Here is a 16,880-nt window from a genome sequence, read left to right on the forward strand (position 1 = left end):
TAGATAGTAAAGTGCTACCAACTTATAAGTTAGTCTTCCTGTTTTTAATATTTAGTTATTGTATTAGATGGTACAAATCTCAATAGTAATATCGTCATTAATATTGTTTTTAATAGATTCGGTTTGCAGTGTTTCTGCAATTATACTCAGCTTTACATAATGCCTGACGTAGTGATAAAAATAAAGGATTTACATGAAAAGCAAGTAAATCCTTTATAGTATTTACTTTGAATCAATCTCTGATATACATATATTTTTAAAAGCCACTTTCACCTCATTTTTCCGATGGATTTGCAACGCAATTTTACCGTTCATACCCACATTATACTTGGTGTGAGTATCATCATCTAAAATGCCAGTGCCATCATAATCAGTAGTAAGAAGGTCGTTAATGTATACTTTTATTCGCGTTCCATTGGCCACAATGGTCATTCTGTTCCAGGGCCCCCAAGTCTCAGGATTCTCTTCGGTTTTTAAAAAGTAATCAGGAGTAGCCATGCTTTCGTTTACCCATTCGCCAATAGGCAGATTAGGATAGAGCCAGCGTTTGTTATCGCGCGTTTCGTCCCATATCATTCCGCATCGCCAAATGGGTTCGGGCGAAATATCTACTTGTGGACCATCGAGCCAGTTGGCTTTTTCATCGTAATTACTTCTAAACTGAATACCGCTATTGCCCTTTGCTCCTTTGCAAATTTTGTATTCTAATCGTAAGATAAAATCATTGTAAGTACTATCGCTCATCAACCACATGTACTCGTGCTCTTTGTCGCCGACAGAGTTGGCCAGAATGGCTCCATTATCTACCTTAAAATATTCTTTTTGTGCATCTTCTTTCATGGTTTTAACGTGCCAGCCATTTAAATCTTTACCATTAAAAAGCGAGGTCCATTGATTATTTTCAATTAATTCAGCTAGAGCAATATCTGCTTTAACATCTTCAGTAATCTTATTCCAATCCATCACTCTTGTTCGGGCTAGCATTTGAGGTTTGTAATTGGCCGACATTATTTCGGCGTATTGTTTCCAGTGTTCTAATCCTTCTTTTAAAAATACAGAAGCAGGTTTACCTTTTTGTGGATGACTTTGGATATTAAATTGCAATACTATTCCAGCTCTTATTTTAGCAGCATAGTAATTTCCTAAATGCGCAAACGATTCTATATCATCTATAGTAGCCTGCATTTCTTTATCGCCAGAAACAGTGTTTAAATGATTGATAATAGCTAAAGTTTGTTTGCTATAATGCTCCAACGAATCAGCCCATTGTATAGGTGTGATACCTGTTATTGTTTTAAGTTGGATGGATTTGTTTACAAACTCAGGAATGGTTAGAATACCCGAAGCTTCCATGGTTGGGCAGTGGATAAAATCATACACTGTATTAAAACCTTTGCGACAGTCAATACAACCTTCTACAGCCCAATGATAATCCCAATCGCGCCAATGAAACTGATTGACTAATGGTACTATTTTAGAAGATGTCTGCCACGCTTTCAATAACTTTTGCTCATCTAATGAAGGAAATTTAGTGCCCAATACTTTTTCGAAATGCTTATTGCTTAAGGTATTGTTGTAGCCCAATCGCCCCCAGAGCATAAACTTAAACCAATGCTTCTCTATTTCAAGTTTTCCTGCTAAAGCTTCATTTTTATCGATATGTTCGCGCCCCCAAACGTAACCATCCGAACCCATATGGTAACCAGCGGTAATCTGCTCAGGAGGCAGGTTCGCTAAAAACTCTCGCACATAATCAGGGTCGCCCCATCGCAAATGAAAAATATCGTCGTTACGCAAATTCCACCAGCTTTTCCAACCTTTTTCTTTTAAAACTTCAATGTATTTATTGGCAAAAGGAGGTTTTGTAGAGGAATATAATCTGGCTTTGGCATATTTAAAGCTTAAGGTTAAAGAATCGGGATAATGAGGTGCAAAATCATTTTCTATTTTATCCATTCCGCTTAACCAAACCCGATGAATCATTTCTATGTTTCTGTCAGGCTGAATCTCTTTGGCATCTTTTACTCCTTGAGCATAAGTTTTAGCTAGCCATTTTTCACGGTCGTATTCATCATCTCGGTCTTCCATGTTTTCACTAGGAGTTACTCCAATTCCGGCTAAATCAGGGTAAGTCAGAATAAATTCTTTTACACAAGCCCGTAAGTATTTAATGCCTTTTTCATTGTCCTGGTCGTTATTGATTTGGTATTTGCCACCCACATTGCCCAGTTTCTGTTTCTGACCAAAATACCTGGTTTCTGAGGGTGGAGCTACGCTATTTAAATTGATGTTCCAGGTGATAAAATATATTTTTATGCCTCTGTTTTTAGCATAAGTCATTACATCTTGCCAAAACTTAATCTTATCATCGATGCTAATTTCTCGAACTACTTTTAAGTTATCAGCCACAATCTTACTTAAGTTCATGGGGTCACCCCAAACCCCTTCTTTATGAACAGGTTTTATGCTAGGAACACAAACATCATTCAGGGCAATTTCTGGATATTCATCTAGTTTAATCATGCTCGGAAATGGGTGAGGATTCCATAGAGTTAGTGTATTGTACCTATAGCGAGCCATGTCATCAAAAAAAGCAGTCCAAAATTCCATGTTCCACATTTCGTTGATGTTCTTGAGCGCTGCATCGCCCGTGTCATCGTAACTTGGCGTACGGGCATCGAGGGGGATATTAAATTTAATACCCCTGTTTTTTATAAATGACGTTCCTTTTTTCGATTTAAGCTCATCTATGTTTTGGGTCAGGTTAATCTGTTCAGCCAACTCAAGTAGTCCATACATTATACCGATTGGAGAGCCTCCTGAAACTTCTGTTTTTTTGCCACAATCGATGACATAATCTTGTGGTTCTAATGCTGGATTAAGATGAATATTAACTGTTAAATTATTGAGATGTTGTTTTGTGTAAGATTTTTCAACTTCAGTAATGCCAAATTCTATCAAGGGCGAATCCACTGTTTTAATAATTTTTATAGTTGATTTTTTCTTGGCGTTTAATGTTAACGTTAAAGTCAGGCAAATGAGTAGTAGAGTGTTTTTCATTGATTCAATATTTATCACATTAAGCTTATTTTAAAGGAGATTAAAGATATCTTTTTGCCTACTAATAAAGGTGACATTTTCATGTTTTTAAGGGGTTCATTTATCCAACCTTCTCATAATATTGTTGGTTGGGTAGCTTTTGAATACGTTTTGAGTTGCCTGGTAGTTTAGGGGCTTCATTATTTATCTCAGAAAGGAGTAATTCTAAAAAAGGTAGCATTCTTTTTAAGCCTCCTGCGTTAATGATAAAATTCCATAAGCCTTCAAATTTTTTCCATCCTCCCTTATAAAACAAATGCTTCATTTGGTGTTTTATGGTATCATGAGAAAATGATGCTTTAAAAACATTGTTCCATTTATAAAACTCTTTATAAGCCCAATGATAACCATGCTCCAGTTCTTGATTGCTTAGCTGTTTTGATTGGTAAACTACATGACGGGTGTCGTACAAATCCCAGTTGTTGGTAATTATTCTACCTTCTTTTTCTAAATTTTGATATAGTCTGGTTCCTGGGTAAGGAGTAAGAATATGGTATGTGGACGTGGTAATGGCATTATTTACACCCCAATCTACGGTTCGCTTAAACACATCTTTATTATCGTTGTCTAGTCCAAAAACAAAGCTACCGTTAATCATAATGCCCAAGTCGTGCAGGCGTTTTACGGCTTTCTCGTAATTTAATTTAAGGTTCTGACTTTTATTACTTTGTTGAAGGTTTTTCGGCGAGAAGGTTTCAAAACCTACAAATACACTCCGTAATCCAGCTTGAGCTGCTTTCTCAATTAAATCGCCTTCTAAAATAGATTTAACTGTTGCGGCACCCTGAAAAACACGATTCATTCCTCGCATACCCTCAAAAAGTTCAGCGGCTAACTTAGGATTTCCTAGCAAATGGTCATCTAAAAAGTAGAGGTGTTTTCCTTTAAGTTTAGAAATCTCCGGAAGGATTTCATCAACGCGTTGGGTGTAAAAAGATTTACCTCCTTTAAAAAAGGCATCTTTATAGCAAAAATCGCAATGATGCGGACAACCTCTTGACATCACAATAGAATTTGGGACTAAGTATTTTTCGCGTTTAATTAAATCACGACGAATCGGAGGTTGATTTTGAATGGTTCTGCCTACAGTAGAGGTGTAAGTGGGTTTTGGTTTTTTTGCTTTAAAGTCCTTAATAAAAGCTGGAAATGTTTGTTCTCCTGGACCAATGAAAATGGTATCCGCATAAGGCCTTGCCTCATGGGGTAAACTGCTTACATGTAAACCTCCCAAAGCAACGTAAACTCCTTTGTTTTTATATTGTTGAGCGATATTGTAAGCACGGTATGCATTTGTGATGTATACTTGAATAATAACCAAGTCGGGTAAGTCATCTAGATTCAATTTTTCTACATGCTGGTCTTGTAAGTCTATTTCATCATTTTTATCTAAATAAGCAGCTAGCGTTGCCAAACCTAATGGAGGAAATAAAGAATATTTTATAGGTCTGAAAAAAGGACTTTTAGCTTCGGTAAGAGACGGAAGTATTAATTTTACTTTCATAAGTTCTGTATTTATGGTGGTTAATTCTTAGTATTTAAGATATTCTGAGCTAATAAGGTCTCAGTCCAATGTTGAGTGAGAGAAGCATTGTCGCAGGTAACATTAACTACGCTAAAAGCATTTTTACCTTTAACGCTTGCCAAGCGCCATTGTAGCTGACTTGTGGTATTCAACTTTCCGTTGCTATACCACCAGCATGAATATAAGGGAGGCTGTCCTGTTTTGTGTAGCTCAAACTGATATACTGTATGCATGCCAATTTTTTTCTCCGTTTCGTTTTTAATTTTATACCCACTGGCTTTCCAACAGATGAAGGGGTTATGATCGGAACCCAGCATAAAAGCTGGCGGTTTTACATAAACGATGGCCGATTCGTTTTGTAATTTGATGACACCATCTTTACTTTCTTCTTTATCAAAACCAGTAATACATATTTGGGCTTTTTTAAAATTTGGCTTTAGGCTATTTTCATGTATGTTCCAACTTCCTATAATTAATAGTGGAGCTATTGCAAGGCTTAGGTAATGTTGTTCTTTATATTTTACGGTTTTAGTTTTAACGATTTTATAATGACGTTTACTTTTGGCACCGATGAATAATAAAGGAATACAACAGTTGACGACAAACATAAGCAAGCCAATTACTTCGTGAAGTGCGGTGCCTGGCATGGCCTTAAGAAATACTGTAAGAACAATGCGGCTTAGGTTGGCCAATACAATGAGTAAAAAGGCTATCAGAATAACCGAGATTGTAAAATATAACTTCGGACGTCTTTTTAGTTTAGACGCAAAAAACGATATGGTGAAAATGGCAAATACCAAAGCTGAAGAAATCATATTTAGACCTAAGCATTCTGGAGCAACTGTAAATTCAATATTGTTGATGTAAATACAGTTGCCGGATACGCTTAAACTGTCAACTATTGGCTTCAGGATTTCTCCAGCCAAAGCTGTTAGCTTTAATCGCAATGGAAAACTAAATATGCTTAACAGGTACTTCACAGCTGGTGTGCATATGACGGCTAAGCCTATGGTTAGGAGGGTAGGCTTGTAAGCAGATATAACTAAGCTAGTGATAATGGCCATACATACGCCAAAAAATAACAAGCTATAAACATGGGTAATATAAAATGTAATTAAGATAAGGCAGCTTAAAAAGAACAAAGGCATCACGCTAGTATATCCTCCCGTTTTGCTTAAGGTAAACGGAAGGATGATAAAGAATAAGATTTGGCTAAATTGTAATCCTCCAAACTCATTAAACTTTGGAATAGCTAAAATGCACACGCTTATGGCTGCTAAAATACCTAAGTATTGTTTTTTATTTATAGCCGATGCCTTTGTTATTAGTGCTTCTATTCTAAAGAATTTAGTCACTTTACCAAGTAGTTGAAAGCAAATGCTTAGTGCTATTATGCGAATAAATTTCATCATAATTATTGAATGAATACGATTATTTTTAAGACTATTTAGAGTCTGTCCATAAAGTCGAACTTTTTCGGAGCTTAAAATATAAAGTTCAAATACAAGGCTTGTGAAGTCATAAAAAAACAAGGAGTTTACTTTTCGTAAATGACTGTTTTTATGACAAACATAACGTAGTAGTTGACTTTATAAATAAGCTCTATTTGAATCTCCAGTAGACTAAGCACAAAACAGCCCCCAACGTAATTATTAAGGCCCATTCGTGTGGTTCAGGTACAGCGCCGGAGTCCTGTAGATTGGCATTTTTAAGACTGTTTTTATTTTCTTTGATGTCAAAGCGTTCGTAGTCGTGCAGTGTTTCCAAAACGATAAGGCTTGATACAGGAGTAACGATAAAAGCCTCGTTACATAAGTTGTATACAGACTCTGGGATGTCAGCATCTTTAAGCATAAATAAATGTCCAGCTTCCTTCATCACCTTATGGTAATTATATATCCTTAGCAAATGAGAGGGTGCTTCCTTATATGAATTTTCTGGGTAATCCTGTAGTTGTTTTATTGTCATCCCCGACATAGGTATATTGACCGTATTATCTGCATTAATATACGGTTTGAACCAAGTTTCAGGAGTAGGTTCTGAAACCAATTCATGCAAGTTTTTATTTTGACAATCTAGAAGTTTAAACTGCTGGAGTGTACTGATGAAAGGTGACTTTTTTCCTTCGAGAACGATGGTCGCAATGGGTGTTGTTGTTTGCTCTTGTAAAGTTATTAGTTGGTCGTGAAACTTCGAGTTTTTTAATTCGCTTGGAATAGGAGAGTTTTCACTTCCTTTAGTTATAAATAAGGCTGTTTTAGGGTTTTTAATTTCATAAATCGGAAATAATGAAAATGACTGGTGAAGTGCCTTTTTCGTATATGAAATGTAGTTCTCTGGTTTCAACTGTCTAAATCCATCATGGTACATAAATACAGGAATGCCTTGTGCAGATTTAATGATGCTTTCAATTTCATTTTTATTCCATGCATGATTAATATCTAAATAAATAGCAGATGGCTTAAAATTATTGCTTTTATGTTTTATGTCTTGCAATTGGAAACTTTGCTGGTTAAAAGAAAAAGGTGTTTCCGAAAGAGGAAAGACATCTAAAGAGCAAGTCCAGCTATCCAATGCTTTTCCATCATAAATATACTGTTGAGGAAGTGCTTCTTTAAAACCCCACGGTAAGTTTGTATCTGTCCGTTCACCTAAAATTTTAACATGAACCATTTCTTTAGCACCTCGGTTGTTGGGGCCTTGTACCTTTGTGCTGTTAAAAACGAGTTGATCGTTCTTTACTGTTAGGGGTGCGGTTATTCCTATCTTAACTCTTCGAGCCTCTTTTGGGGTACAAGGAAATATTGTAGCAGTCAGTCGATTTCCTTCTTGCCAATGCAATACAACAGGGTCGCGTCTTTCCTTGCCAACGATGGTTTTGTAAGCATTAGTGGCTTTTTTGCGGGTTGTTAATCGCGATTTTTCTTCTTTACCATTTATCCAAAGCGAAAGCGATGAGGCTACAGCTCCTTCTGGTAAATAAAAAGTGAATAATGCTTCTTCCTGGCTCCATTCATTTTTACTGCTGTTTTCAATCCATAAGGTTTTTTCCATATAAGCCATCCTATATGCAGGATATATTCGAACATCGCTTAGCTCTTTGCTTACTTTGAGGTTTTTGCCCGACCAAAGCTTTTCGTACGTATAATGGCGATTATCTGAAATTGAAGATAATATTTGTACCTGTTCTTTGTTACTTAAGTTTAACGCCTGAGTGAATAGAGCTGCAGTCGCAACTAAGGGGTCGTGAACCCTAACTTCGGAGAATGAACCTTGATTAAAATCAAAACTCCACCATTCATTAAAGCCTTCGTACAAAAAGTTTTGACCAATTATTCTTTCGCTCCAATAGGGCGATGTACAATTTTTAGCGTAAGATACCCATTCAGGAAAATCGCTTTCTTCACTTAATATTAATTCTTTTTGAGCTTGTTGAATTCCCCTGTTGTGATAATTATATATAGAAACGTAAATCAACACGAAAGCTGCAGCTGCACCAAAACCGATACCTACCGTTTTACTATTAATATTAAAGTTTCGGGGGCGGCAAGTAATTATCAATGTCCAAATTATTAGCATGGCTGGAATTAGCAGATGCACAGATAAACCTAGAAGAATTAGTCCAATAAATGCAATGGGAGTGTAGGGTAAAAGTACTATGGCATAATAACCGAATAATAATAATCCGATACCAAGTGTAAAAGATGTGGCATGTTTAACCCATGGTTTAAGTGTTGAATCAATTGCTGCTAAGCAGAATGCAAATAGAGTTATGGGTAATAAAATTTTAATCCATAAAGGTGTGATGGCAAATACGTGTATATCCTTGTTTAAAGTAAAACAGCTTACCATCATTAAGGATAATACAATATGCCAGTTTAGTTTTCGAAGCCCTTTTTTAAACAGTTTAGCTCCTTTGGGCCTATCTGCAAATGATAAAAGAAAATAGACAATACCAATTGGGTAGTTTAATAGTGCAGCTCCTTCGAGTGTACTTCTGGTATTAGGTACATAATGAAAAATAACCATGGATATGGCCAGTAAGCAAAAACCTAAAATTTGGATGGGTGTTAATTTAGTTTTCATGATATGTTTGTTTAAAAGTACTTTGAAATACAAAGTGTATGTATAAAAATAAAACCAGCTGTATATAACTGATTTAATATCTAATAGTTATTGTTGTCAATTTATTGATGGCTGTTCATTGCTTACTTCATTCCTTTAATTAAATTATTTAAGCCATCAATATGTTTCTGAAACGATAATCGTCCTAGTTCGGTGGCTGTGTATGTGGTTTGCGGTTTTCGACCAACAAACTGTTTGTGTACCTCAATGAGTTCGTTCTTTTCCAACGCTTTAATGTGGCTTGCCAGGTTACCATCAGATGCTTCGAGATGTTCTTTCAGTGTGTTAAAATCCACACGGTCGTTCACCATTAAAATAGCCATGATACCCAAGCGTAACCTGCTCTCAAAAAGCTTGCTTATGTTGTCAATGATACCCATGCTATTCTCTCTCGTATTTAAGGTACATTACGGCACCGTAAATTATATGTAAAACGCCAAAACCAAATAGCCAAAATATAATTCCATAACCAATAAATAAGCTACTTATCAGTCCTAAAAATATTTCAGAAACACCCAAATATCTTATTTCTCGATGCGTATACCTACTGGCATTTAGTAAAGCCAATCCATAAAAAATTAGAGTGGAGGAGGCTAGTAAATAAAGCTCGCCGTAATATGCTAAAATAAGACAAAAGAAGCCACCCGTTGTCAAAGGAATAAATAGGTTAATGAGGAAATATTTAGTAGATGTATCCCATATTTTTAAGCCTTTCTTCTGGCTGTTTTTATAAGTGAAAATAAAAGCAGATACAATGGCTAAAACCAAGGTTACCAATGCAATTATGGCTACAGTTATAAATTTCTCTGAGAAAATATTTAATGATAGAAAGTACTCTGTTACACCAACGGTATGCGCAAAAGAACCATCACCTAAATACCACCAAGTGTACAAACCACAAATAATGGCAATAATCCCTGCCGAAATACCTGATAATCCACTTAAAGATAAACATCGGCTCGAACGTTCCATTAATGAACGTATTTCTGATAAATGATTTAATTGCTCTTTGGTATCCATAATGAGTTGTTAAAAGTACTTTGAAATACAAAGTATGTGAATTTATTTTATCCTTGCAAATATTTTATTAATTTTTAAGTCATATATTTATGGTATTGTTTTGTAAATCTACTTTATTATTAGAGGTTTTAGGCTATTTTTTATGTTTGTATATTTCACATATATAGTTGTTTGTGTGTTGAATGAATGGCCAGTTACAAAAAACTACAAACTATTGTAATCAGGTATTTACAAAAATCACTTCTTTTGCTTAAATTTGAATAAATGGTGACCGTTCGAGGTGTTATCATTGGAAATCGCATATGACTTACAAAAAATATAAGTGATGGACTTAACGGGAAAATGGAGCTTTAAGGAGGATTTTTCTTTTGGCAAAGATGAAGGAGAGGCTGTTTTGGTGCAGGCAGGTACACGTGTATACGGAATTTTAGATTTTACAGAAAGGATTGAGGATGAAACTCCTTTTAAGGTAAAATGCCATTTGGAGGGAACTTATGAGGAAGATACGGTAAAGTTGGATGTAGTTGATTTTGAGATAATGTCTTCGCAACAAATAGAATATTTTCCAGAATCCAGAGAGGGTGTTATAAATGCTAATGGACAAATTGTTGGGTCAAGCGAGGACGAACAAGGAGTTTGTGGGGTTTTTGTGATGGAGAAAGTTTGAGGTTAGCGCAAAGGGTGTTATTTTTGATGATCAGAATAAATTAATTTCATGGTGATGGAAGAAGAGTTTAAGAACGTATTTGTTTTAGGTCTTAAGGATGATGTAAAAGTTGAAAAAACAGGTCAAAAGGTTTTCTATAAGGATAAATTAGTACACCAATCTCTGGTTAAAGCTAAAAATCATAAACATGGCTATTATCAGATTTCTGTAGGCGGAAAACGTATTTATGTGCACCGCCTTGTGGCCGAGGCTTTTGTGCGTAATCCAAAGCCCATATCTTATAAGTTTGTTATTCATATCAATGGCGATTCAACCGATAATGCTTATTCAAATTTGCAATGGGGCGATAAAGCCATGGTATCAGATAATAGAAAAGTAGTTTATGGTGAAAGTTTTAGAGGTCATTCTACCATCTCCTATGATGATGCTCTGTTGATAGCCAAGCGTCTGGATAATGGTGAGTTTGCCAAAGATATATGTCAAGAATATGGTGTTTCGGAAATGAGTATTGCGCGTATCAGAAAACGTTATTGCACCCAAAAAACTAAAAGTATAAGATACCCCAAGGAAATAAAAAGCAATGTATTGCGCTTGTGCGAAAAACACGACCCTGCGCATGTAGCTAAAATTACCAACATTCCTTATCACACCGTTTGGCGATGGGTGAAAAAAGCAGAAAAGTAATAGCTTTTGCGATGCTTTTATTTATTTAAATTTCCTTTTTTTATCAACCGTATAGGTGTTTATAAATTAAGTTGGTGTACATTGAATCTACCGGTTGATTCATATATTATGTATTACGAAATAATAGCAAATAAATACTTCAAAAATCGAAACCCTTTTAAATTTTTCTACGTATAAACTTTAAAAGCCTATAAGGTAATTGAAAATGTTCGTTATCAGGCACTTCTATCTACGGCATGTATTGTGTCGGTTATATTTAAAGTATTGCTTATTGATGTAAATTTCAGGCTATGAAAAATGTATTGATTTTAACAGATTTTTCAAACACTGCCCGAAATGCCGCTCTTTACGCCTTAAAGATGTTTAAGGATGATGATGTAGAATTCAACTTACTTAATGCATATGATTTAGAATTCAGTGGAAGCCCATATGTAATGCAAGTGAAGGAAGAGATGGCTTACGAAAGCGAAAAAGGCCTAAAGCAAGAGAAGACTCTACTTAAACGCATTTTTCCTCAGGCAGATGTACAAACACTTTCCGGTTTCGGATCTCTTATCGATGTAGTTCACCAATTTATTCAAAAAAATCATCCCGACCTTACTGTGCTAGGCTGTAGAGGCGAATCTGCGTTAGAAAACTTTTTGTTGGGCTCTAATGCTTACGAAGTAATAAAAAGCATTAAAGCACCTATTTTGGTGGTTCCTAAAAGTGCTGAATTTAGGAAACCAGAAAAAATTGTATTTGCAACTGACTTAAAAGATATTGCAAAGGATGAGGTGATGAACCCTGTTCGTGATATTGTAGATCGCTATCGTTCATCATTAATGTTTGTTAATGTATTAGATGATGAATATGTAAACCGTTTAGATGCTGAAAACAAAATTGCTACTCACTTTCCTAATATCGATCTTAGTTTCAATTTTATTGAAGGCGATGATGTAAGCAAGAGCATAAATAGGTTTATGGATGATAATGATGCGGAAATGGTAGCCATGGTTAGGCACGACGTAGGTTTCTTCGATCGTATTTTCCACCCAAGTATTACAAAGCAAATGGTGCTTCATCCAGAACATCCTATGCTTATTTTACATGATGAGCTAGAGTAAAAATTTTACCTAATATGAGTTACCCGTTTGTTTTTAGTACAAGCGGGTTTTTTTACGCTATCACAGGCTCATTCTTAACCTTAATTACCCATGAGATAATAAGCCCCCTAAAAAAATATCATATTATCATCCAGTAGTATCCTTCATTTTTACTTCTTTGTAATATTGATTTAAATTTACATTCAGATAAAAATATTTGGTTAAGAGGTTATTTGGATAGTTAATTATAGGTTTTGCAAAATATGAATAATCAATAGCCTAAGCAGAACCTACATTTACAATGGTTTATGAGATTTATTTTTAAATATATATTAACAGGTAGTTGGCTGGTGTTTGGCTTTCTTTTAATATCTCAATGTTCTTATGTTCAAGGGCAAAATTATAATTTTGAGAGTCTTACTACACGTCAAGGTTTATCTCAGAACGATGTAAACTGTGTTTTTCAAGATTCAAGAGGTTTTTTATGGATTGGTACAAATGATGGCTTAAATAGGTACGATGGATACGAATGTAAAATCTATCGGGTTGACCCCTTATCTGACCAAGGCATTTCTAGTAATCTTATTTTTGATATTGCAGAGGATGCGCAGGGTAATTTATGGTTGGGAACTTCCGATGAAGGCATATGTATGTTTGATGTTAAAAAAGAAACCTTTACTGTTATTAAGAACTCGGCTGATCAGCCAGCATTGCTTGCCACAAATATTATAGCAACCGTTGTTCCTACTTCAGATGGTAAAGTTTGGGTGGGTGGGCCAAAAGGAATTGATATATTATCATTAGATAGTGATACAACTACAGTAAAGCATTTATCATTTTTAGATTTTACCTCATTTAAAAAAGGTGATATCACAAAAATTATAGAAGATGACCTGGGACGAATTTGGGTTGGTACTTTAAAAGGTTTGTATGTTATATCTGTTAATAGTGAAAAATTAGAAGTTTTTACTCTGAACGCGTCCAGTTATGTAAGGGATTTTATTATAGATAACCATGAGTTATATGTGGCTTATTTACATGGTATTTTTAAGTTAGAGATTAATTGGCCTAGTTTAAGAAGAGTAAAAACAACCCCACTAAATAGTTTAAATGCTGGATCAATTATTAAGGACAAAATTGGAGATATTTATGCAGGTACATTACAGGGAATGTTTTGGTTAAAGAAGAGCGATAAGGACAATGTATATAATCAACCTGTTTTATTGCGCGATAAATCCACAGATGCCTCACTTAATAGTAAGGTAAAATCCTTGTGTGAAGATAAGTTTGGTAATGTTTGGATGGGTACTAGTGGTGGCGGAGTTAAGAAATATAATAGAAACCGTCAGAAATTTAGGCATTACAACAAAACAGATAATGTAGGCAGCCTTTCGTATAATAAGGTGAGAGCTATAAGTGAAGATAGTCAAGGAAACTTATGGATTGGAACCGATAATGGAGGAGTTAGTTTTTTAAGTCACAAGGATAAAAATAATTACGAGTCAGGATTTAAAACAATAGACGTTAATGCCGGCGAAGAGGATAAAAGTGCGATTTCTATTAGTGATATTGGAGAAAATGGCCAGCCTGAAATTATTGTTGGTACAGGCTATCCTAGTGTGGTGCAATTATTAGGCTTTGAAGATGGTGAAGTCGTGCAGAAAGAAAATACTATTCTTTCTAAAATTGACAATGAGCCATTTGCTATTGTAAAGGGTGCAAACAAAGATGTGTGGGTTGGAACCTACGGTAAAACTGGTTTGTATAGGTATGTGCGCAACGAAAGTGCTGAGGAGTTAATTACATATTTAGCTGATGGAAAAGAAGGTAGTATTTCTTCGAGTAATATACGTAGCCTTTTGTTAGATGCAACAGGTAATTTATGGGTAGGAACGGATAAAGGATTAAACTTTTTAAGTAAACTGGAGCAATTAAAAAGTGAACCTAAATTTAAGGTTTATAAAAAGGAAAAGAACAATTCTCATTCATTAAGCCATAACTATATATTACCTATTTTTCAATCCTATAACGGTACTATTTGGATAGGAACCATGGGAGGTGGACTCAATAAACTTATTCATCACGACAATCCGGACTCCATTAAATTTGAAAGAATAACTTCTAAAGATGGTTTGCCCAATGATGTGGTAAAGGGGATTTTAGAAGATGATAATGGGCATTTATGGATATCTTCTAACCGAGGAATTACGCAATATAATCCACAAGAAAATTCCTTTTCTAACTTTGATATTAATGATGGCTTGCAAGATTATGAATTTGGAGAATTAGCTTGTTGCCGAAGAGCTGATGGCGAAATGTTATTTGGAGGAGTGAACGGAATAAATGCTTTTTATCCCCAAAATATAATTAAAGATACAAGTACTCCTGATGTGGTTTTAACAGATTTTCAAATCCTAAACCATCCAGTCAATCCTGGGGAAATCCTGCGAGGTCGAGTGGTGTTGAATCAGGTGATTGATAAAACTGAGTCAGTTAAACTAAAATATGCCGAGAATAGTTTTTCTATTCGTTTTGCCTCTTTGCATTTTTTAGCACCCAATAAAAATCAATATAAATACAAGTTAGAAGGTTTTGATGCGGAGTGGGTAAAGAAAAATGCTGACGATAGGATTGCCAAGTACACTAATCTAAAACCTGGTGATTATAGCTTTCAATTATTGGCTTCAAATAGTGATGGAGTTTGGACCACTGAGCCAAAGGTGCTTCATATTAAAATAACTCCTCCATGGTATTTAAGTCAGATAGCGCAAATTGCTTATATTATAGTTATTGTATTGTTGTTAATGGTTTTTCGAAGGTACTCATTGATTAGGGTGAAATTAAAAAACAACCTACTGATGGAGCATTTCGAAACCGAGAAGATAAAAGAACTATCGCAGATGAAACTGCAGTTTTTCACCAATATCTCGCACGAATTCAGAACTCCTTTAACTTTGATTATTGGTCCGCTAGAAAAATTAATGCAAAAAGGGGAGGTTTTGAGTAAATCCAGAATAGCAGCAAGTTATGCGCTAATGCATCGTAATGCAGGTATCTTACTAAAGCTAATTAATCAACTGATTGATTTTAGAAAGCATGAGCAAGGTAAGCTGAGGCTGCAGATATCTAAATATGACATGTCTGCTTTTCTTCAGGGAATGTTTACTTCGTTTAAAGAGATGGCTGAGTTAAAGCATATTGATTTCGTGTTTTCAGGCGAAAAAGATAAGCTCGAAATGTGGTTTGATGAGGATAAGATGGAACGTATTATGTATAACCTTTTGTCCAACGCTTTTAAGTTTACGCCAGAAAATGGTAGGGTCGAAGTCATATTGAATTCAGATGAAGCTAATGATGTTTTAATTACGGTAAAGGATACAGGCGTAGGTATACCCAAAAAAATGCAGAAGCATATATTTGAACGTTTTTATCAGGTTAAGCAAACAACCGTTGGAGGAGCTGGTATTGGACTGTCTTTTATTAAAGGTTTGGTTGATCTACATCAAGGTGAGCTTACTTTTATTAGCGAAGAGGGAGAGGGAACGTCTTTTATTCTTAAATTAAAAAAAGGAAATAAGCATTTCAACCAACATCAAATTATTAATATAGAGAAGCAACATAAACTACAAGATGTTCTTGAGGTAGAGGAAGGAACTATCTTGATACAAGAAATCACAGAGGAAGAAGAGTCCGTTAATAAGGAGACGATATTGGTGGTTGAAGATAATTTAGAATTACGATCGTTTATCAAAGAGTCACTTACTGATGATTATAAAGTGTTGTTGGCTAGCCATGGAAAAGAAGGCTTAGAACAGTTGTTAAATAATGAAGTTGATCTGGTTGTTAGTGATGTGATGATGCCTGAGATGAATGGTTTCGAATTATGCCAAAGCATCAAAAAGAAAGAAGATATCAGTCATATTCCTATTGTTTTATTGACCGCAAAATCGGAAGATGAAAGTCGAATTAAAAGTTATAAGGTGGGAGCGGATGCTTATGTTTCTAAACCATTTAGTGTTTTTGTATTGCACGCTCGAATCAAAAACTTAATAGAGTCAAGGAACTTGTTAAGGCGGAAATTAGAGAATTCGGTTTCTATAGAACCTTCTGCGGTTACAACTACCTCTATGGATGCTCAGTTCTTGAAGCGAGTTATTCGTATTGTGGATGAGAATATTCCGAATCCAGAGTTTACAGTAGAGCAGTTGGCTCATGATTATGGTATGTCACAAGTGGTGTTTCACAAAAAAATAAAAGGTTTAACAGGGCAAACTCCTAAGGTTTTTATCAGAGGTATGCGTCTTAAAAGAGCTGCGCAATTATTAGCTATGGATAAGTACACAATTAGTGATGTAACTTATGAGGTAGGTTTTTCGGACCTAAAATATTTTAGAAATTGCTTTAAAGATAAGTTTGGATTATTACCTAAAGAGTATGCTAAGCAAAACAGAGCAAATAAAGAAGAATGATATATGTTGCTGTAATGTGTTTGTAATCAGAGTGAAAAATTTAGAGCTATAAAAATTACCCCAATTCGTATAAATTAATTTCCCCCTTTAAAAATATCTCCCCTAAATATGAATGGCTAAACTCCGAAGCTAAAAGTTGTACTTAATATCTTTGTTAGTATTAAAAGTGAAGAAAATTTCGAAGGCAAATTAACTAAATACAAATAGAG

General features: G+C 35.1%; 10 protein-coding genes. 4 read left to right on the plus strand and 6 right to left on the minus strand.

The window, feature by feature from the left end; genetic code table 11:
* Window positions 1-222: 222 nt before the first annotated feature.
* From A8L32_RS06195 to A8L32_RS06220, 6 genes are all read right to left on the minus strand, one after another.
* Window positions 223-3,060 (minus strand): 3-keto-disaccharide hydrolase, encoded by a 2,838-nt coding sequence (locus A8L32_RS06195; protein WP_066629035.1) that lies wholly within the window; start codon window positions 3,058-3,060, stop codon window positions 223-225.
* Window positions 3,061-3,160: 100 nt separating this feature from the next.
* Window positions 3,161-4,600, minus strand: coding sequence for a B12-binding domain-containing radical SAM protein (locus A8L32_RS06200; RefSeq protein ID WP_066629037.1), 1,440 nt, complete (start codon window positions 4,598-4,600; stop codon window positions 3,161-3,163).
* Window positions 4,601-4,620: 20 nt separating this feature from the next.
* Window positions 4,621-6,033 carry an exosortase N gene (gene xrtN / locus A8L32_RS06205; protein ID WP_066629039.1) on the minus strand — a complete coding sequence of 471 codons (1,413 nt, stop codon included), beginning with the start codon at window positions 6,031-6,033 and terminating at the stop codon, window positions 4,621-4,623.
* A 190-nt stretch (window positions 6,034-6,223) separates the two neighbouring features.
* The gene (locus A8L32_RS06210; protein WP_066629042.1) at window positions 6,224-8,707 is read right to left on the minus strand and encodes an XrtN system VIT domain-containing protein; all 2,484 of its coding nucleotides are present in this window, start codon (window positions 8,705-8,707) and stop codon (window positions 6,224-6,226) included.
* 122 nt (window positions 8,708-8,829) lie between these two features.
* On the minus strand, window positions 8,830-9,126 hold the full coding sequence (locus A8L32_RS06215) for a winged helix-turn-helix domain-containing protein (RefSeq protein ID WP_066629045.1): 297 nt from the start codon (window positions 9,124-9,126) through the stop codon (window positions 8,830-8,832).
* Window position 9,127: 1 nt separating this feature from the next.
* Window positions 9,128-9,766: a hypothetical protein gene (locus A8L32_RS06220; protein ID WP_066629048.1), complete on the minus strand. Its 639-nt coding sequence runs from the start codon at window positions 9,764-9,766 to the stop codon at window positions 9,128-9,130.
* A 325-nt stretch (window positions 9,767-10,091) separates the two neighbouring features.
* On the opposite strand from A8L32_RS06220, the gene A8L32_RS06225 reads away from it, so the two are divergent.
* From A8L32_RS06225 to A8L32_RS06240, 4 genes are all read left to right on the plus strand, one after another.
* Window positions 10,092-10,433 (plus strand): hypothetical protein, encoded by a 342-nt coding sequence (locus A8L32_RS06225; protein WP_066629051.1) that lies wholly within the window; start codon window positions 10,092-10,094, stop codon window positions 10,431-10,433.
* Window positions 10,434-10,487: 54 nt separating this feature from the next.
* Window positions 10,488-11,117, plus strand: coding sequence for an HNH endonuclease (locus A8L32_RS06230; protein ID WP_158027204.1), 630 nt, complete (start codon window positions 10,488-10,490; stop codon window positions 11,115-11,117).
* Window positions 11,118-11,407: 290 nt separating this feature from the next.
* The gene (locus A8L32_RS06235) at window positions 11,408-12,223 is read left to right on the plus strand and encodes a universal stress protein (RefSeq protein ID WP_066629055.1); all 816 of its coding nucleotides are present in this window, start codon (window positions 11,408-11,410) and stop codon (window positions 12,221-12,223) included.
* A gap of 287 nt (window positions 12,224-12,510) precedes the next feature.
* On the plus strand, window positions 12,511-16,671 hold the full coding sequence (locus A8L32_RS06240; RefSeq protein WP_066629056.1) for a hybrid sensor histidine kinase/response regulator transcription factor: 4,161 nt from the start codon (window positions 12,511-12,513) through the stop codon (window positions 16,669-16,671).
* Window positions 16,672-16,880: the final 209 nt, after the last annotated feature.

Source organism: Labilibacter marinus, from assembly GCF_001659685.2.
Classification (GTDB): domain Bacteria; phylum Bacteroidota; class Bacteroidia; order Bacteroidales; family Marinilabiliaceae; genus Saccharicrinis; species Saccharicrinis marinus.